Genomic DNA, 18314 nt, shown 5'->3' with positions numbered 1-18314 from the left:
CGAAGCGTGACGGGAGGGAACCGTCGCTTTGACGCATGGGAACGGTCTTCCTATGGTGGTCATCGAGGCCTGTTAGGCGTCGGACCCCGGCTAGACCCGTTCCGTGGCAGGAGGCCCCCAACCGTTTTGTCTTCCAACCTGCTCCTTCTCGTTATCCTGGCGGCGCCGTTCCTCGGCGCGGCCGTGGCGGCCGGCCTTCCGCGACATGCGCGTACGGCGGCGGCGATTCTCTCCTGGCTGGTGTCGCTGGTCTCCCTGGTGAGCCTGGCCGCGCTCTGGCCGAGGTTCGCGGATGGAGAGGTGCTGCGGCTGGCGATTCCCTGGCTGCCGTCGCTGGGCGTCAGCCTGATCCTGCGGCTGGACGGGCTGTCGTGGATCTTCGCCGCCCTGATCCTCGGGATCGGCGCGCTCGTCGTGCTCTACGCCCGCTACTACATGTCGCCGAAGGATCCGGTGCCGCGGTTCTTCTCGTTCCTGCTGGCCTTCATGGGCGCGATGCAGGGCGTGGTTCTGTCGGGCAACCTGATCCAGCTGGCGGTCTTCTGGGAGCTGACCAGCCTCTTCTCCTTCCTGTTGATCGGCTATTGGCACCAGAACCCCTCGGCTCGCGAAGGCTCGCGCATGGCCCTGACGGTCACGGCGCTGGGCGGGCTGTGCCTGCTGGTCGGCATGATCCTGATCGGGTCAATCGCGGGCAGTTACGATCTCGACGACGTGCTGGCGGCCAAGAGCGTCATCCTGGCCGATCCTCGGTCCGTGGTGGCCCTCGCGCTGGTGCTGATGGGGGCCCTGACCAAGAGCGCCCAGTTCCCGTTCCACTTCTGGCTGCCGCGCGCCATGGCCGCGCCGACGCCGGTCAGCGCCTATCTTCACTCGGCGACGATGGTGAAGGCCGGGATCTTCCTGCTGCTGCGCATGTGGCCGATCTTCGGCCAGACCGAGCTCTGGTATTTCGTGGTGGCCGGGGCGGGGGTGGCCACGCTGCTGATCGGCGCCTGGTGCGCCATCTTCCAGCACGACCTCAAGGGCTTGCTGGCCTACTCGACCATCAGCCACCTGGGTCTGATCGTACTGCTGCTGGGCCTGGGCTCGCCGCTGGGGGCGATCGCGGCGATCTTCCACACGGTCAACCACGCCACCTTCAAGGCGTCGCTGTTCATGGCCGCCGGCATCATCGACCACGAGGCCGGCACGCGCGACATGCGCAAGCTGAGCGGCCTGTACAGGTTCATGCCCATTACCGGCACGCTGGCCATCGTCGCGGCGGCCGCCATGGCGGGCGTGCCGCTGCTGAACGGCTTCCTCTCCAAGGAGATGTTCCTGGCCGAGGTGGTGGCCGGCAGCGACGGCCACGCCCTGAACAAGGCTCTGCCTTTGCTGGCGACCTTGGCCAGCGCGTTCGGCGTGCTCTATTCGCTGCGCTTCATCCTGGCGACCTTCTTCGGCCCGCCGCCCACGGCCCTGGACAAGGTTCCGCACGAGCCGCCGGCCTGGATGCGCCGTCCGGTCGAGATCCTGGTGGCGCTGTGCCTGCTGGTCGGCGTGCTGCCGGCCCTGACCGTCGGACCGTTCCTGCGCAGCGCCGCCGTCGCCGTGCTGGGCTTCGATGATCTGCCCTATTACAGCCTGGCGCTCTGGCACGGGTTCAACATGCCCTTGCTGCTCAGCGTGCTGGCCCTGGCCGGCGGCGTGGCCGCCTACGCGGTCTTCGGCCAGAAGCTGAACAACAATCCGCGCGGCGGCCCCTGGGGGCTCAAGCGCCTCAACGGCGGCTATCTCTTCGAGAAGGCGATGACGGGCATCGTCAAGGGCGCGCGCTGGGTCGAAAGCCGCCTGGGAACCGAGCGGATGCAGCCGCAACTGCGCCTCGTCGTCCTGGCCGCGCTGGCGGCCGGCGCGGCGGCGGGCTTCGCGGGCGGGGTGGCGATCCGGCCGTCGTGGTCGGCGCCCGGCGCCGCCGAGGTCGTGTTCGCGGGCCTCTGGCTGACCGGCGGCGCGTGCGCCATCGCGGCCGCCTGGCAGGCCAAGTATCACCGCCTGGCCGCGGTGGTGCTGATGGGCGGGGCGGGCCTCGTCAGTTGCATCACCTTCGTCTGGTTGTCGGCGCCGGACTTGGCCTTGACCCAGCTGCTGGTCGAGGTGGTCACCACCGTTCTGCTGCTGCTGGGCCTGCGCTGGCTGCCCAAGCGGCGAGAGGATATCCAGGCCTCGCAGGCCGAGCTCACGCGTTCGCGCCGCCGCCGTCGGGTGGACCTGGTCGTCGCCGCCGTCGTCGGCCTGGCCCTGGCCTTCGTCTCCTACGCGGTCATGACCCGGCCGATGGTCGAGGGCATATCGCGCTTCTTCGTCGAGCGGGCCTACAGCGAGGGCGGCGGGCGCAACGTCGTCAATGTCATCCTGGTCGACTTCCGCGCTTTCGACACCTTCGGCGAGATCACGGTGCTGGGCATCGTCGGCCTGACCGTCCTTGCCCTGCTGCGCCGCTTCCGTCCTGCCAGCGACAGCCTGCCCGCGCCCAACCAGAAGCAGGCGCGCGAGCGCACCGGCCCCGTCGCCGAAGGCCGCAAGGCGGTCGACGCGCTGCGCGACACCATGCTGATCCCGCGCGTCGTCATGCGCTGGATGTTCCCGTTCGTCATCGTGCTGGCCGTGCACCTCTTCCTGCGCGGCCACGACCTGCCGGGCGGCGGCTTCGCGGCGGGGGTGGCGCTGTCGATCGCGGTCCTGCTGCAATACATGGCCAACGGCGCGCGCTGGGTGGAGGAGCGGCTGCTGCTACGCCCCATCCTTTGGATCGGCTGGGGCCTGACCATCGCCGCCGGCTGCGGCCTGGTGGCGATCGGCTTCAACCGGCCGTTCCTGACCTCGGCCTTCAAGTATGTCGAGCTGCCGCTGCTGGGTCGCGTGCCCCTGGCCAGCGCCGTGATCTTCGACCTGGGCGTCGTGCTGTTGGTGGTCGGCGCCACGGTGCTGATGCTGGTGGCCCTGGCCCACCAGTCCCTGCGCCGCGCCAAGGACGACGCCGAAACCGAGCAAGCGGAGGAGGGCGCATGACCGAGTTCGTGCTCGCGGCCGCCATCGGCGTCCTGTCCGCTGCCGGGACCTGGCTGCTGCTGCGGCCCCGCACCTTCCAGGTGATCATGGGTCTGTCGCTGCTGTCCTACGCGGTAAACCTCTTCATCTTCTCCATGGGCCGCCTGCGTTCGGGCATGCCGCCGATCACGGCCAAGGGCGCCGAGCGTCTGGAGCTCTACGCCGACCCGACGCCCCAGGCCTTGGTGCTGACGGCGATCGTCATCAGCTTTGCTTTGACGGCCCTGTTCCTGGTGGTGCTGCTGGCCTCGCGCGGCGCGACCGGCAGCGACCACGTCGATGGACGGGAGCCGGCCGAATGAGCCTCTGGGACCATCACCTCATCCTGCTGCCGATCCTGTTGCCGATGGTCATGGCCTCGGCCATGCTGCTGTTCGACGAGCGTCGCCGGCGGCTCAAGAGCGTCATCAGCCTGACCGCCATGGCCGCGATCCTGCTGGTCGCCCTGGCCCTGCTGCAAGAGAGCATGACCGGCGCGGCCGACGGCGGCGACACCGCCCGCGTCTATCGCCTGGGCGGCTGGCACGCGCCGTTCGGCATCGTGCTGGTGGCCGACCGGCTGTCGGCGATGATGGTGGCGCTGACCAGCGTGCTCGGCGCCGGCGTCCTGGCCTTCGCCCTGGCGCGCTGGGACCGGGCAGGACCGCGCTTCCACGCCCTGTTCCTGTTCCTGATCATGGGCGTCAACGGGGCCTTCCTGACCGGCGACCTGTTCAACCTGTTCGTCTTCTTCGAGATCATGCTGGCGGCCTCGTACGGCCTGGCCCTGCACGGTTCGGGCGACGCGCGGATCCGGGCGGGCCTGACCTACATCGCCATCAACCTGACGGCCTCGCTGCTGTTCCTGATCGGCGTGTCGCTGCTCTATGGCGTGACCGGCACGCTGAACATGGCCGAGTTCGCGCTGAAGGTGCGGACCATCGCGCCGGACGACCGCGGCCTGCTGCACGTCGGCGCGGCGATCCTGGGCACGGCCTTCCTGATCAAGTGCGCGGCCTGGCCGCTAGGCTTCTGGCTGGCCCCGACCTACACCGCCGCCAGCGCGCCTTCGGCGGCGGCCTTCGCCATCCTGTCCAAGGTCGGCGTCTATGTGGTGCTGCGCCTCAGCCTGCTGGCCTTCGGCGACGAGGCGGGGGCTTCCGCCCATTTCGGCCAGTCGTGGCTGCTGGTCATGGGCCTTGCGACCCTGGCCTTCGGAACCCTGGGCCTGATCGCCGCCCGCGACCTGTCGCGCGCCGGGGCCTATGCCGTGATGGTCTCGTCCGGGACGATCCTGGCTGTGGCGGGCGTGGGCGATCAGGCCGTTCTGGGCGGGGCGTTGTTCTACCTGATCGGCTCGACCCTGGCCTGCGGGGCGATGTTCCTGCTGGCCGAGGTGCTGCAACGCGGCGTCGATTCCGGCGCCCAGCGCGAGCGGGCGGTGTTCGACGACGAGTACCGCGACCCGTTCGACGACGACGAGCGCAACGAGCCCGGCCTCGTGATCCCCGCCGCCGTCGCGGCGCTGGGCGGGGCCTTCCTGATCTGCACCCTGATGATCGCCGGCCTGCCGCCGCTGTCGGGTTTCGTCGGCAAGCTGGCCATGCTGGACGCCCTGGCGCGCTCGGTCGGACCGGCCAGCATCGCGGTGATCGTCGGCCTGTCGCTGTCCAGCCTAGGCGGCTTGATCGGCCTGACCCGCCTGGGCGTCGGCGCGCTCTGGGCGCGTGACGAGGACGCGCCCGAACTGGTGGTCGGCGCGGCCGAGCTGGCCGGCATGGGCGGTCTGCTGGCGGCCTGCGTGCTGCTGGCGATCTTCGGTGGCGCGGGACTTGGGTTCGCCGAGCACACCGCCGAGTGGCTGGGCCGTCCCGACGCCTACATCCGCGCGGTGCTGGGGACCACGCCATGATCCGCGCGCTTCTTCCCCATCCGCTCCTGGCGCTGGGCCTGTTCGTGACCTCGCTGCTGATGAGCGGTTCGGTCGAGCCGCCGGCGATCGCGCTTGCCGCGGTGCTGGCGCTGGCCACGCCCCAGGTGATGCGGGCGCTGGACGCCCAGACCATCCGCATCCGTTCGCCCCGGGCCATCCTCGCCCTGGCCGGCTGCGTCGTGATCGACGTGCTGCGCTCGAACTGGGCGGTGTCGGCGATCATCCTGGGCCGGCGGCGGCATGAGCGCCGGTCGGGCTTCATCCACGTGCCGCTCGACCTGAAGGACCGCTACGCCCTGGCGGTGCTGGCCGTGATCCTGACCGCCACGCCCGGCACGCTGTGGGTCGAGTATGACAGCGCCACCGGCCGCCTGCTGCTGCACGTTCTGGACCTGGTCGAGGAGGACGAGTGGATCCGCCTTATCAAGGACCGCTACGAGCGCCGCCTGATGGAGATCTTCGAATGAGCCAGGCGATCCTGTTCTGGTGCCTGACGCTGGCCCAGGCGCTGCTGGTCGCGGCCATGGCGATGGCCGCCTGGCGCGCCGCCCGCGGACCCCGCGCCCAGGACCGGGTGCTGGGCCTCGACACCTTCTATCTGAACGGCATGCTCCTGCTGCTGGTGTTCGGGGTGCGCACCGGTGGCGCGATCTATTTCTACGCGGCGCTGATCATCGGCATGCTCGGCTTCGCCGCCACGGTCGCCCTGGCCAAGTTCCTGATGCGCGGCGAGGTGATCGAATGAGCGTCGCGGACCTCCCCGCCTGGGCCTGCGTGACCGTGGGCCTGCTGGCGATCGCCGGGGCGGCGCTGTCCTTCCTCGGCGCCGTCGGCCTGTGCCGCTTCAAGACCTTCTACGAGCGCGTGCACGCCCCGACCCTGGGCGCGACGCTGGGGATGGCGCTGATCGTCGCCGCCTCGATCCTGTTCTTCACGCTGGTCGAGGGACGGTTCATGCCTCGGGAGCTGCTGATCGGCGTCTTCCTGACGGTGACCACGCCGGTGACCCTGATCCTGCTGGGACGGGCGGCGCTGTTCCGCGACCGCACCGAGTTCGCGCGCGACGAGACCCGGGAAGAGAACTAGCCCTCCTTGATCACCAGGGTGTCGGCCGCGACGCGCTGAAGCAAGCTCGAGGCGACGCTGCCCACCGTGGCCTGCACGAAGCCGCTGATCCCCCGTGCGCCGATCACCACCAGGTCGGGCCAGACCTCGCGGGCGACCTCGTCCAGCACGACGCCGGGCTCGCCCGACGCGAGGTGAGGTTCGATACGGCTGCGCACCGCTTCAGGCAGGTCGGCGAGCAGCGCATCCAGCTTCTGCTGGGCCTCCGAGCGGGCGATGGCGCGGACGTCCTCCGACTTGATCCGGCTCTCGAACGGCACGTGATAGGCGTGGACGAGGTGCAGCCTGGCCTCTGGAAACAGCGCCGCTGCGCCGAGCAGCGCGGCCTTGGCCCCCTTGGAGAAGTCGGTGGCGACCAGCAGGCGTTGGTAGGGACCGTGCGCCCTCTGCTTGACCACCAGGACCGGGCAGGGGGCGTCGCGCACCACGTGGTCCACCGCCGTGCCCAGCAGGTAGTCGCCAAGATCATTGTAGCGGGCGACGCCGGTGACGACGAGGTCGGCGGCCATCTCCCGCGCCGTGTCGGTGATGGCCTTGGGCGCAGGGCCGTAGGGCAGGCCGACGCTGGCCTTTGCGCCCGGATCGGGCAGGACCCGCCGTACGTCCAGAGCCGTGGTCGCAGCGTCCCGCTCGATGGCGTGCACCACATGGACGTCGGCGTTCCACTCGCGGCCCAACTCCAGCGCCCGGTCGACGGCCCGATCGCTGCGAGCGCTGAGGTCGGTGGCCACCAGGATGGAACGGACGGGGTGGGTCATCGACGAACTCCTCACTGGCTGGGTGCGTCGAGGTTGGCTCCGGCTCGCGGGCGTTGCAACGCAAAAGGCTGGTCATCTGGGGTTGCGATGGTCCTGCGCGTTGTCTTTGCTCGACTATTCAGGCGCCTGCATGACGGGCAGTTGACGCGCCGTACGTCCGCTTGCAGAGCTAGGGCGTTGACGGATCGGCGCGCCGGAACAGAAGAAGCGCGCCACCGAGGGCGGGCAGAGGCGAGCGGTTTTGAAGGACGAGGGGTGGCGCGGGCTCGTGCGCCGGATCACGCGCATCACCCGTGATCCTTCGGGCGCAGAAGATGTCGTGCAGTCGGCGATGGTGCGCATGCTGGAGTACCGGCGCGCCAACACGCTCAGCAATCCGGAAGGCTTCGTCGCCCGCGCCGCGGTCAACCTGGCGATCGACGAGCGACGCCAGCGCGCCCGCCGCCCCGAAGAGGCCCTGGATTTCGTCGAGGACGCCCTGGCCGATGCGGGTCCGTTGCAGGACGAGGTGTTGCGGGCGCGGGAGCGCCTGGCGCGGCTCAAGCTGGGGTTGGCGCGCCTCAGTCCTCGGACACGCGAAGTCTTTTTGCTTCACCGGCTGGAAGGGCTGAAGTATCGGGAGATCGCCGAACGGCTGGGCATCACGGTCAGCGCGGTTGAAAAACACGTGGCCAAGGCGGCCCTGTTCCTGACGAAATGGACCGAGACGTGGTGAAGCCGCAGCGCGATCTGGAAGCCGTCCGCCGCGAAGCGGCCGACTGGCTGGCGCGCCTGAGAAGCGACTCGCGCACTCATGGCGACGAGGCGGGCTTCAAGGCCTGGCTGGATCGCTCCGAGGACCATCGCACTACCTTCGACGCCCTGACCTCGACCTGGGAACTGGCCGGGGCCCTGCGCCATGATCCGGAGATCGTCGCCTCGACGCCGCGCAAACCGGCGCGCCTGGCCCGCCGGGCGGTGCTGGCCGGCGCCGGCGTCTCGGCCGTCGGCCTGGGCTGGCTGGCCTTCGCGCCGGAGGTCTACGCCACCGGCGTGGGCGAGACGCGGACCCTGCATCTGGACGACGGCACGTCGGTGCTGCTCGACGCCGACAGCCGGCTCAGCGTGCGTATCGACGGTCGCCAGCGCCGGGCCGGGCTTGACAAGGGCAGGGCCTTCTTCCGCGCCGCGCGCGATCCGGCCCGTCCGTTCGTGGTGGCCGCCGAGGGGCGCGAGATCGTCGGCGACGGCGGCGACGCCTTCGGGGTCTCGGTGCTGTCGCGGACAGTGTCGGTGGTCGCCGTCGAGGGGCAGGTGCTGGTGATGACGCCGGGCCAGCCTTCGGGACGCATCACCGCCTCGGCCGGCCAGCGGGTGGTCGCGACGGGGCAGGGGCCCGTGCGCCGCGAGACCGCCGACGTGCAGTCGGCCACGGCCTGGCGGTTCGGCCAGGCGGTGTTCGACGACCAGACCCTGGCCGAGGCCCTGGCCGAGATGAACCGCTACAGCCGCCGGCGCATCGAGCTGTCGGATCCGGCGCTGGAGAGCCTGCGGATCAGCGGCGTCTACAAGGCCGGCGACAACGAGGCCTTCGCCCGTTCGGTGGCGACGCTGCTCGATCTGGATGTCCGGACCAGCGGCGGCGGCCTGCTGATCGAGCCGCGCGGCGGGGCATGAACCGGTCGTCAGGACCGCGCGAAAAAAGTTGCTGAGGAAAAATCGACCTCCGTCGTCAGGCCTCTTAAGCCCGAAAACGTCGGGCCGAGAGGGGACTAGAATTTCATGACGATGGGGAAAGACGGCCGCCTGCGCCGGATGCTGGCCGGATCGGCCGCCGTGGGCGTTCTGCTGACGGCCGGGGCGGCCTTCGGCCAGGCCGTGACCGTGGACGTGCAGGCGCAGTCGCTGGACAAGGCGCTGCGCGAACTGGGCAAGGAGACGGGGACCAACATCCTGTTCTCGCCCAAGACCGTTTCGGGCCGCCGCTCGGCCGCCGTGGTCGGCAAGTACACGCCGCTGGAAGCCGCTCGCCGCATGGCCGGTTCGGCCGGCCTGGAAGTTGTCGAGGACGGCGCCGGCGCCCTGATCGTCCGCGCCCCTGGCGCGACGCCGACCGCCTCGGTGCAACCGGCCTCCTTCCAGGCCGTAGATCAAAGCCCTGCTGTCCAGGTTGAAGAGGTCGTGGTGACCGGCTCGCGCCTGCGTCGCACCACCTTCGACAGCCCGTCGCCGATCGTCGAGATCGAGCGCGAGGACCTGCTGGAAAGCGGCTATGTCGACATCGCCGAAGCCCTGACCGACCTGCCGGGCGTCGATATCGGCGTGAACCTGTCGACCAGCCAGTCGGCCGTCCAGGACAACGGTCTGTCGACCGTCAGCCTGCGCAGCCTTGGCCAGAACCGCACCCTGACCCTGATCGACGGCCACCGCACGGTGTCCAACGCCGGCAACATGAACGCGGTGAGCCTCAGCTCCATCCCGCAGTTCTTCGTCGATCGCGTCGAGATCAGCACCGGCGGCGCCTCGGCCGTCTACGGCTCGGACGCCATCTCTGGCGTCGTCAACATCATCACGACCACCAAGCTCGACGGGGTGAAGGCCCGTGTCGTGGCCGGAGTGACCGACGACGGCGGCGGCAGCAGCACCGAGTATTCGGTGGGCGCCGGCAAGCGGTTCTTCGACGACAAGCTCTACGTCATGGCCGGCGCGACCTTCGAGAAGCAGGACGCCCTGAACGCCACCGACCGCAAGTGGGCGCTCCAGTCGGTCGTCTACGACCCGACCACCAACACCGTCTCTGGTCCGGACCTGTCGACCTACACTCCCGGCGGTCGCTTCCGCAGCACCAGCTTCTACTACGACGAAGGCGGCCTGAAGCAGAATTTCGTCACCGCCCAGAACGGCTACGAAACCCGCACCAACGGCACTCTGATCACGCCGGCCAAGCGCTCTTCGGGCGCATTGAAGATCGTCTATGACGTCAATTCGAACCTGAAGATCTGGGGCCAGTTCCAGGCTTCGCGTGTGACCACCAACTCGGTTCGCGAGCCCTATGGTCTGTACAATTCGACCACCTACGGCGTGAACGACGAGTTCTCGATCGGCAACATCGCGCGGGCCAACCCGTTCGTGCCGACCCAGATCTACTCGGCCTCGACCTCCTCGATCAGTTTCCGCCGTCGCATGACCGAAGTGGGCGAGCTCGAGATCTACAACCGCCGCACCACCCTGCGCGGCTGGGCCGGCGCCGAGGGCAAGGTGTTCGGCGACTGGGACTGGGGCCTGACCTACGGCTACGGCGAGTACGACGGCTATCAGGTTCGCCGCAACGGCCTGAACATGGCCAACGTCAAGAACGCCCTGAACGCAGAGCGCACCTCGGCCGGCGTGGTCCAGTGCAAGGACGCCGCGGCCCGCGCCGACGGCTGCGTGGCGCTGAACCTGTTCGGGATCGGCTCGATCACCCCGGAAATGGCCGACTACATCCGCGCCAACGTCTGGTATCGGCCGCAGAACCGCCAGGACACCGTCGAGGGCCACATGACCGGCGAGCTGTTCCAGCTTCCGGCCGGTCCGATCCAGACGGCCTTCGGCTTCGAACTGCGTCGCGACAAGACCCGCACCACCACCGACGAACTGACCCAGAACGGCCTGACCAACTTCGCCTACATCCCCGAGTACAGCGGGGTGGTGAAGACCAAGGAGGCCTTCGTCGAGGCCTCCGCGCCGCTGCTCAAGGACCTGCCGTTCGCCTACCGCCTGGAGATCGACGCCGCCTTGCGCGTCGCCGACTACAATCTGCAGAACGTCGGCACGACGCTCAGCTATCGCGCCGGCGTGCAGTGGGCGCCGGTCAAGAGCCTGCGCTTCCGTTCCGCCTGGAGCCGGGCCCAGCGCGCGCCCGACACCACCGAGCTCTATTCGCCGCCCCGCGACGACTATGACTCGATCGTCGACATCTGTTCGGGCGTGACGGCCAGCACGACCGGCCAGATCGCGCAGAACTGTCGCGCCAACGCCGGCATCGCGGCGGCCATCGCGGCCAACGGCGCCTTCGTGTCCGAGGTCACCAGCGTCAACGCGCCCAACAGCGGCAATGTCGACCTGAAGGAAGAGACGGCCGACACCCTGACCGTCGGCTTCGTGCTGCAGCCGACCTTCCTGCGCGGCTTCGACCTCAGCGTCGATTACTACGACATCAAGGTGACCGACGCGATCTCGTCGCTGTCGAACGCCCAGCTGATGTCGGAGTGCTATGGCTCGGCAGCGGGGACCGACAACCGCTTCTGCAGCGTCATCACCCGTGACGCCGAAGGCCAGATTACCCGGATCCTGAACCTCGAGGAAAACCTGGACGACCTGCGCGCCAGCGGCGTCGACGTCGCCCTGCGCTACCGCTTCGACCTCGACCGCTGGAATGTCCCGGGCGACTTCACCTTCCGGGCCAACTACAGCCGTCGCCTGAAGCTGGAGACCCGCTATTCGGGCATCAACGGCACGACGATCGCCGATGATCTCGGCGAAGTCGGCACCTCCGAGCACGAGGGCAAGGCCAGCCTGGCTTGGCGCAACCGCCACTGGAACCTGCAGTGGACGGCCAACTACATCGGCGAGGCGGTGGACGACAACGATCTGGCGGCCGACTTCGCCGCCCGGGGCGTGACCAACCCGCTGTTCCTCAACGTCGACGCCTTCTGGCGCCACGACCTGTCGGTGCGGTTCTATCCCGATCCGAAGAACAAGGACCTGCGCGTGTTCGGCACGGTGCGGAATGTGTTCGACAACGAAGGTCCATTCCTGCCCAGCGGCACGGAGTCGGGCAACGACTACAACTACAGCGCCGTCTACGGCGTCACCGGCCGGTCCTTCACCTTGGGCCTGCAACTGGCGTTCTGACGCACATCGCCGGCGCCTTCGGGCGCCGGCGACCTCTTCTTCCGGAGCTTCCCATGACCCTTTCCCGCCTGGCGGCCCTCGCCGCCGGAGGCCTGCTCGCGCTTTCTGCGCCGTCGGCCTGGTCCGCCCCCCGCGTCATGACCGCCGCCGACCTGGTCGGGCTGGAGAAGCTTTCGGATCCCAAGGTCTCGCCCGACGGCCGGTTCGTCCTCTATTCGGTCGGCCGCGTCGACTGGAAGGCCAACGCCGTTCAAGAGGACCTCTGGCGCATCGGCCTCGACGGTTCGGATCCTCGTCGGATGGTCGAGGGACCCGCCTCGGGCGCGGCCTGGGCGCCGGACGGCAAGCGCTTCGCCTTCGTGGCCAAGCGCGACGGCGACGCCACGCGCCAGATCTACATCTCGCCCATCGACGGCGGCGAGCCCAGGCGTCTGGGAAAGGTCCGCACCAGCCCGTCCTCTCTGCGCTGGTCGCCGGACGGCTCGGCGATCTACTTCCTGGCCGCCGGGCCTGACAGCAAGGCCCTGGCCAAGCGCAAGCGCGAGAGGGACGACATGTTGTCGTTCGAGACCCCGCAGGGGCGCGGCCGGCTGTGGCGGATTGCGCTCGCCGACGGCAAGGCCGAGCCGGTGATCGAAGGCGAGTTCGAGGTCGAGGCCTTCGACCTGTCGGCCGACGGCAAGACCATCCTCTATCGCCGCGCGCCGTCCGACCTGCTGGACGACAACCCCAAGTCCGAGCTGTGGCTCAAGGAAGGGAAGGGCGTCGATCGCCGCCTGACCGACAACGATTTCCAGGAAAGCACGCCGCGCCTGTCGCCCGACGGCCGCTCGGCCCTGTTCCTGGCCACGGCCGAGAACGGCCGCTACGGCACGGTCAACCCCAACCTCTTCGTGCTGCCGGCCGCAGGCGGCGCGCCGCGCGAGCTGGCCCACGGCCTGCCCTACGAGATCGAGGACGCCATCTGGTCCGCCGACGGCCGCGAAATCTACATCACCGCCACCACCGGCGTTCGCCGTGAGTTGTTCGCGGTCGACGTCAGGAGCGAGGCCGTGCGGCCGCTGGCGCGCGGCGATCATGCCGCCGGCGACGTCAGCCTGACGCGCGACGGCAAGACCCTGGTGTTCTTCAAGGCCTCTGCGACCTCGCCGGGCGAGGTGTTCCGGATCGATCCGGCCAAGCCGTCGCCGGTGCAGGTGACCCACCTCAACGACGACATCGCGACCCGTTTCCGCCTGCCGCGCCAGGAGGCCATCCAGTGGACCGCGCCGGACGGCCAGGCCCTGGAAGGTCTCGTGACCTATCCGCTCGACTACCAGCCGGGGCGCCGTTACCCGCTGATCGTCCAGAGCCACGGCGGGCCGCGCTCGTCGGACGTGTTCAACATCTTCGCCTACGGCCGCTTCAACCCGCTGCTGGCGGCCAAGGGCGTGATGACGCTCAGCGTCAACTATCGCGGCGGCACCGGCTACGGCGACGCGTTCCTGCAAGGCATGAACGCCGGCTATTTCCGTCATGCCGACAAGGACGTGCTGTCGGGCGTCGACACCCTGATCGCCAAGGGCCTGGTCGATCCCGATCGTCTGGGCGTCATGGGCTGGAGCGCCGGCGGCCACATGACCAACCGCCTGATCACCGTCACCGACCGTTTCAAGGCCGCGTCCTCGGGCGCTGGCGCGGTCGACTGGCCGTCGATGTACCTGACGTCGGACACCCGCTGGCAGCGCAGCGAGTGGTTCGTGACCCCGCCCTACGGTTCTGCCGCTCGCCGCGACCTCTACGTCGACAACTCCCCGCTCAGCCAGCTCGACAAGGTCAGGACCCCGACCCTGATCCTGGCCGGCGCCGAGGACGAGCGCGTGCCCTGGACCCAGTCGGTAATGCTGCATAGGGCGCTGAAGGCCCTGGGCGTCGAGACCGAGCTCTACCTGGCCCCGCGCGAGCCGCATAACTTCCGCGAGCTGCGCCACCGGCTGTTCCAGGTGAACGTCCAGATGGACTGGTTCAGCAAGCGCGTGCTCGGCCAGGACTACGATTGGAGCGCAGCGCCCGACGCCAAGGACGAGACCGACTGACGGGCTACTGTCGCAGCGGCGTGTCGTAGGGGCGCGGGTCGCCGGGATCGAGCGGCGGCGGCTCGGGCGGATCTTCGAAGGGCACGACCGGATCGTCGATCTCGGGCGGTGGGCCGTCCGGCGGAATTTCCAGCGGCGGACGGCCGGGCGTGGGATCGGGGTTCGGCGGTACAATCGGGTCGGTCATGTGCATGTTCATGATCGACCAACGCACGGGCCCATGGCGCGGGTCCGCCGAAATCTACTGGCAGGCTGAGGTCTCGCCGCTTTCGAAGTCGACGCGGAAGCAGTGCTCGACGCCGGTCTCGACGTCGCGAACAACGACGGACGCCTGGCCGTAGGAATCCACCTCGGGATGCCAGGCCTCCATGAAGGCCACGGCGGCCTCCTCGAAGGTCTCGGCGTCGACCCCATGCGCGTGGTCGCAGCCGTCGTGCAGGGCGTGGACGCGGAAGGTGCGGGTCTCGAACATGGCGTTTCCTCCGAACATCCAACGCATGGCGAGCGCGGGGGATTCAAACCCCGTCGCGGTTCGCCGTCCAGAGGGCGACGTCGAATTCCGCGCCTTGGCCAAGCGAGTAAGGCTCAACAGTCTTATCGCGGGTTCTCAAGTCGACAGTAAGGCATTGGAATGGCGTCATGTTTTGTTCGCGGCCCGAGTCGTCGAGGTCGCCTGAGAAGTTCTGCGCCTGCACCCTGAATTTCTGGCCGGCCGTCGGGCGGCGAAGGTCAGGTTGCAGTCTTACCTATCCGACCAGTCCAGGCCGGGTCCGGCCCGCCTGTCGTGGTGGAGGGTAGCATGCAGAGTTCAGTATTGGCCGAGCGCGTCGACGACGTTGACGTGGCGACGGAGGTCGAGCCGCCCGCCCTATGGCCGGGGGTGATCGCCCTGACCATGGGCGTCTTCGCTCTGGTGACGTCGGAATTCCTGCCCGCCAGCGTGCTGACGCCCCTGGCCGCCGACCTTGGGGTCAGCGTCGGGGCGGCCGGGCAGGCGGTGACGGCCACGGCCGTGGTCGGGGCCTTCGCCGCGCCGTTGACGCCGGTGCTGACCGGCCGGTTCGACCGCCGTCTGGTGATGCTGGGCCTGATGCTCGTTCTGGCGGTCTCCAACCTGCTGACCATCTTCGCCACCAACCTGCCGGTGCTCCTGGTCGCCCGGGTGCTGCTGGGCGCCGCCCTGGGCGGCTTCTGGTCGATGGCCGCGGCCCTGGGCATGCGGCTCGTGCCCAAGGCGGCGATCCCAAAGGCGATGTCGCTGATCTTCGCCGGCGTGTCGCTGGCCACGGTCTCGGCCGCGCCGGTCGGAGCCTTCGTCAGCGACACCCTGGGCTGGCGAGCGGCGTTCGTCATCGCCGGCGTCGTGGGCTTGGCCGCGCTTGCCGCGCAAGCCTTGACCCTGCCGCGCCTGGCGCCGACCTCGGTTCCGCGGCTCGGCGGCCTCATCGAGGTCGCCCGCCGTCCGGCGGTGGCGGCCGCCCTGGTCGGCGTGCTGCTGGTGATCTCGGGACACTTCGCCGGCTTCACCTATGTCCGTCCCGTGCTGGAGGATGTCGCCGGCCTCGATGTCGCGGCGATCTCGCTCAGCCTGCTGGCCTTCGGCGTCGCCGGTTTCTTCGGCAACCTGGCCGGCGGGGCGCTGGTCGGCCGCGATCCGCGCCTGTCGATCCTGGGCGGGGCGGGTTTGATCGCTGTCGCCGCCGTCGCCATCGTGGCCCTGGGGAGCGTCGGCTGGATCGCGGCCCTGGCGCTGACCCTCTGGGGCTTCGCCTTCGCCATGCTGCCCGTCGGCTTCCAGGCCTGGGCGACCTCGGCGGCGACCGACCAGGCCGAACTGGCCGGCGGCCTCCTGACCTCGACCTTCCAGGTGGCCATCGCGCTGGGCGCGGTGCTGGGCGGCCTGCTGGTCGACCGCCTCGGTCCGCTCAGCGCCCCGGCCTACGCCGTCACCGCCGCGCTGGCGGGGGTGATCCTGGTGCTGGCCGTGCGTCGCGGCGGCGCCCGGCAGGCTCCCGAAGCCGCCTGCCAGGCCTGCGGCTAGTCCTCGTCCCGGCGCCGGCCCGACAGGTCGGCGCCGGCGTCCGCGGCGAAGCGCCGGTTCCAGATCGTCGCCGAGGCCGAGATCGCCGTGACGATCAGGAAGGCCAGGGTGAAGTCGGCGAGCCGTGGCGTGGCGTGATCGCCCGCCAGCATGCCGACATGCAGCGCCAGGGCCCCGGCGCAGACCCCCAGCGACAGCATCAACTGCTGGAAGGTGGCGTAGAAGCTGGTCGCCGCGCTCATCCGCTCGGGGGGGATCTCGTCATATGCGATGGTGTTGTAGGCGGTGAACTGGAACGACATGCAAAAGCCGCTGATCATCAGGGTCAGGAAGATCAGCCAGGTCGGCCAGCCGGGCCGGAACAGGCCGCAGACGGCGTAACCGGCGCTGGCCGCCAGGCCGCCGACGATCATGCTGTTGCGGAAGCCGAAGCGACGCAGGATGCGCGGGGCCAGGCTCTTCATCGCCAGCGAACCGATGGCGCCGGCGATGGTGATCGTGCCGCTGGCCGCGGCGGTCATGCCAAACCCCAGTTGCAGCATCAGCGGCAGCAGGAAGGGCTGGGCGCCCTGGGTGATGCGGGTCAGCGAGCCGCCGATCACCGACAATCTGAAGGACGGCACGGCCATCAGCGACAGGTCCAGGATCGGGTCCGCGCGGCGCCTGGCGTGGCGCAGGTAGAGGCCGCCCGCGGCCAGGCCCACGGCGATCAGCGCCAGGGCCATTGGCAGTTCGCCGTCGCGGCTGGTCATCTCGAAGCCGAACAGCAGGCAGCCCAGCGACAGCCCCGACAGCAGGAAGCCGACCGGATCGGCCCGCACGGGCGTCTCGCCGCGCACCTCGTCGATGAACAGGGTGACCAGCACGATCCCCAGCACGCCGATCGGGATGTTCAGATAGAAGATCCAGCGCCAGTCCAGATAGGTGACGATGAAGCCGCCGATCGGCGGTCCCAGGATCGGGCCGATCAGCGCCGGGATGATCAGCCACGACATCGCCGAGACCATGTCCTGCTTGGCCACCGAGCGCAGCAGCACCAGGCGTCCGATCGGGATCATCATCGCCCCGCCCACGCCTTGCAGGAAACGGGCGAAGATGAGGAAGGGCAGGCTGGTCGCCTGGCCGCACAGCACCGATCCGCCGACGAAGACGGCGATGGCCAGGCGGAACACGGTCTTGGAGCCGAAGCGGTCGGCCAGGCGTCCGCTGGCGGGAATGAAGATCGCCAGGGCCAGCAGATAGGCGGTCAGGGCCGAGCTCAGGCTGGTGGCCGGCACGCCGAAGTCGCGAGCCATGGTCGGCAAGGCCGTGGCCAGCACCGTGGCGTCCATCTGCTCCATGAACAGCGCGCAGGCGATGATCACGGCGACCAGGCGATAGGGCGGTCGCCTGGCCGTATCGACCTCTGGCGCGCCGGGCGCACGGGTGACGCCGTCGGCGGCGGGCAGGATGCCGTCGCGGACCTCGGAGTTGATCGAGGCCAGGCCGCGACGTCTCAACCTCGTCACGCGCCGGGCTCCCGAAATAGAGGCGTGGGCGTCGCGGCGGGGAGGGGCAAGCTTACGGGCACGGGCGGTCCTAAAGGGTCGAACGGGCGGGCGCAAACTCGTGCGTAACGGCAAGTGGGGTCAAGCAACCGTCAGCTTTTCTGAATTCCTATCGAGTTGATCTGAATTGTGACGGCGATCGCCGGGAGGCCTGATGGGCGAAAGCCAAGCTTCGTCCGTGCGAGTTTCCCGATGACCGATCCGACCCCTAACGCCCCTGTCGCCACGCACGACGAGCTCGAGATCCAGCGCCGAAACCTGCTGCTGGCGGGCGGCGTCGCGGCCGCCGCCGCCGGCATTGTCGCGCCGGGCAGGGCCAAGGCGCAGGAGGGCTCCCAGGTACCGCCGCCCGCGCGCCAGCCGCGTGCGCCGGCCGGCGGCAAGAGCCCGTGGGGCTACGACACCTGGAAGCAGGCCACGCCCCAGCCGGTCTCGATCCGGCCCGGCGAGGCGCCGCTGCCGCAGCAGCCGCGCGCCTATACCGACATCAAGAGCTATCACGCCCACGTCTATTTCGACGAAGACACCTCGCAGAAGGCGGCCCTGCTGCGGCGCTGGGTGTCGGAGCGCTTCGTCGTCGAGCTGGGCGACTGGAACCAGGTCCCGCGCGGCCCGCACGTGACGCCGTCGTTCTATTTCGGCTTCACCAACGACCTGCTGCACGTGATCCTGCCGTGGCTGCAGCTCAACAGCCTGGGCCTGACGATCCTCTTGCATCCGAATACGGACGACCCTCGCTCGGACCACCTCTACTACACCGCCTGGATCAACCGCTCTCAGCCGGTGAACGGCTACGGCATGAAGAAGCCGGGCGAGGGCGAGCCGCCGGTCGAGCTGATCTATCCCAACACCAAGCCGTTCGTGCCGATCGAGACGTGAGGGCCAATC

16 protein-coding genes are annotated in these 18314 nt (G+C 69.3%); 12 read left to right on the top strand and 4 right to left on the bottom strand.

The features are described from left to right. Positions 1–126 precede the first annotated feature (126 nt). The 6 genes from SGCZBJ_RS10635 to mnhG are packed head-to-tail and all read left to right on the top strand — an operon-like array spanning position 127 to position 6091. Complete coding sequence (locus SGCZBJ_RS10635) at positions 127–3054, top strand: monovalent cation/H+ antiporter subunit A (RefSeq protein ID WP_101717978.1); 2928 nt, start codon at positions 127–129, stop codon at positions 3052–3054. Further along, positions 3051–3395 (top strand): Na+/H+ antiporter subunit C, encoded by a 345-nt coding sequence (locus SGCZBJ_RS10630; protein ID WP_101717977.1) that lies wholly within the window; start codon positions 3051–3053, stop codon positions 3393–3395. The genes SGCZBJ_RS10635 and SGCZBJ_RS10630 overlap by 4 nt, the downstream gene beginning before the upstream one ends. Beyond that, a complete protein-coding gene (locus tag SGCZBJ_RS10625; RefSeq protein ID WP_101717976.1) occupies positions 3392–4984 on the top strand; it encodes a monovalent cation/H+ antiporter subunit D in 1593 nt (530 codons plus the stop codon). Before SGCZBJ_RS10630 ends, SGCZBJ_RS10625 begins: the two co-directional genes overlap by 4 nt. After that, positions 4981–5472 carry a Na+/H+ antiporter subunit E gene (locus SGCZBJ_RS10620; RefSeq protein ID WP_101717975.1) on the top strand — a complete coding sequence of 164 codons (492 nt, stop codon included), beginning with the start codon at positions 4981–4983 and terminating at the stop codon, positions 5470–5472. Before SGCZBJ_RS10625 ends, SGCZBJ_RS10620 begins: the two co-directional genes overlap by 4 nt. Then, on the top strand, positions 5469–5750 hold the full coding sequence (locus SGCZBJ_RS10615; protein WP_101717974.1) for a K+/H+ antiporter subunit F: 282 nt from the start codon (positions 5469–5471) through the stop codon (positions 5748–5750). Before SGCZBJ_RS10620 ends, SGCZBJ_RS10615 begins: the two co-directional genes overlap by 4 nt. Then, entirely contained in the window at positions 5747–6091 is a 345-nt protein-coding gene (gene mnhG / locus SGCZBJ_RS10610; RefSeq protein WP_101717973.1) for a monovalent cation/H(+) antiporter subunit G, read from the top strand. Before SGCZBJ_RS10615 ends, mnhG begins: the two co-directional genes overlap by 4 nt. Here the strand turns inward: mnhG and SGCZBJ_RS10605 are convergent. Next, complete coding sequence (locus SGCZBJ_RS10605; protein WP_101717972.1) at positions 6088–6888, bottom strand: universal stress protein; 801 nt, start codon at positions 6886–6888, stop codon at positions 6088–6090. The two genes, mnhG and SGCZBJ_RS10605, sit on opposite strands and share 4 nt — an antisense overlap. A gap of 241 nt (positions 6889–7129) precedes the next feature. Here SGCZBJ_RS10605 and SGCZBJ_RS10600 point away from each other — a divergent pair, with 241 nt between their 5' ends. The 4 genes from SGCZBJ_RS10600 to SGCZBJ_RS10585 all read left to right on the top strand — a co-directional run bounded on the left by SGCZBJ_RS10600 (position 7130) and on the right by SGCZBJ_RS10585 (position 13838). Beyond that, positions 7130–7603: an RNA polymerase sigma factor gene (locus SGCZBJ_RS10600; RefSeq protein WP_101717971.1), complete on the top strand. Its 474-nt coding sequence runs from the start codon at positions 7130–7132 to the stop codon at positions 7601–7603. After that, a complete protein-coding gene (locus tag SGCZBJ_RS10595) occupies positions 7597–8544 on the top strand; it encodes a FecR family protein (RefSeq protein WP_165799297.1) in 948 nt (315 codons plus the stop codon). The genes SGCZBJ_RS10600 and SGCZBJ_RS10595 overlap by 7 nt, the downstream gene beginning before the upstream one ends. 105 nt (positions 8545–8649) lie before the next feature. Next, a complete protein-coding gene (locus SGCZBJ_RS10590; RefSeq protein WP_101717969.1) occupies positions 8650–11763 on the top strand; it encodes a TonB-dependent receptor in 3114 nt (1037 codons plus the stop codon). A gap of 53 nt (positions 11764–11816) precedes the next feature. Next, entirely contained in the window at positions 11817–13838 is a 2022-nt protein-coding gene (locus SGCZBJ_RS10585) for a S9 family peptidase (protein WP_101717968.1), read from the top strand. A 4-nt stretch (positions 13839–13842) separates the two neighbouring features. On the opposite strand, the gene SGCZBJ_RS10580 is transcribed toward SGCZBJ_RS10585, so the two are convergent. Both SGCZBJ_RS10580 and SGCZBJ_RS10575 read right to left on the bottom strand, forming a co-directional pair. Further along, the gene (locus tag SGCZBJ_RS10580) at positions 13843–14025 is read right to left on the bottom strand and encodes a hypothetical protein (RefSeq protein WP_133149228.1); all 183 of its coding nucleotides are present in this window, start codon (positions 14023–14025) and stop codon (positions 13843–13845) included. Positions 14026–14079: 54 nt separating this feature from the next. Further along, complete coding sequence (locus tag SGCZBJ_RS10575) at positions 14080–14310, bottom strand: DUF5961 family protein (protein ID WP_101717966.1); 231 nt, start codon at positions 14308–14310, stop codon at positions 14080–14082. A gap of 327 nt (positions 14311–14637) precedes the next feature. Between SGCZBJ_RS10575 and SGCZBJ_RS10570 the strand changes: the two genes are divergently transcribed. Beyond that, positions 14638–15879, top strand: coding sequence for an MFS transporter (locus SGCZBJ_RS10570; RefSeq protein WP_101717965.1), 1242 nt, complete (start codon positions 14638–14640; stop codon positions 15877–15879). Here SGCZBJ_RS10570 and SGCZBJ_RS10565 read toward each other — a convergent pair. Beyond that, positions 15876–17387, bottom strand: a complete 1512-nt coding sequence (locus tag SGCZBJ_RS10565) for a DHA2 family efflux MFS transporter permease subunit (protein WP_205685364.1) — start codon at positions 17385–17387, stop codon at positions 15876–15878. The genes SGCZBJ_RS10570 and SGCZBJ_RS10565 overlap by 4 nt on opposite strands. 231 nt (positions 17388–17618) lie before the next feature. Between SGCZBJ_RS10565 and SGCZBJ_RS10560 the strand changes: the two genes are divergently transcribed. Continuing rightward, positions 17619–18305 (top strand): DOPA 4,5-dioxygenase family protein, encoded by a 687-nt coding sequence (locus tag SGCZBJ_RS10560; RefSeq protein WP_101717964.1) that lies wholly within the window; start codon positions 17619–17621, stop codon positions 18303–18305. Positions 18306–18314 lie beyond the last annotated feature (9 nt).

Source organism: Caulobacter zeae, assembly GCF_002858925.1.
GTDB classification, from domain to species: domain Bacteria; phylum Pseudomonadota; class Alphaproteobacteria; order Caulobacterales; family Caulobacteraceae; genus Caulobacter; species Caulobacter zeae.
Note: the sequence above shows the minus strand (reverse complement) of the source record. Positions and strands in the feature narration are given on the sequence as shown.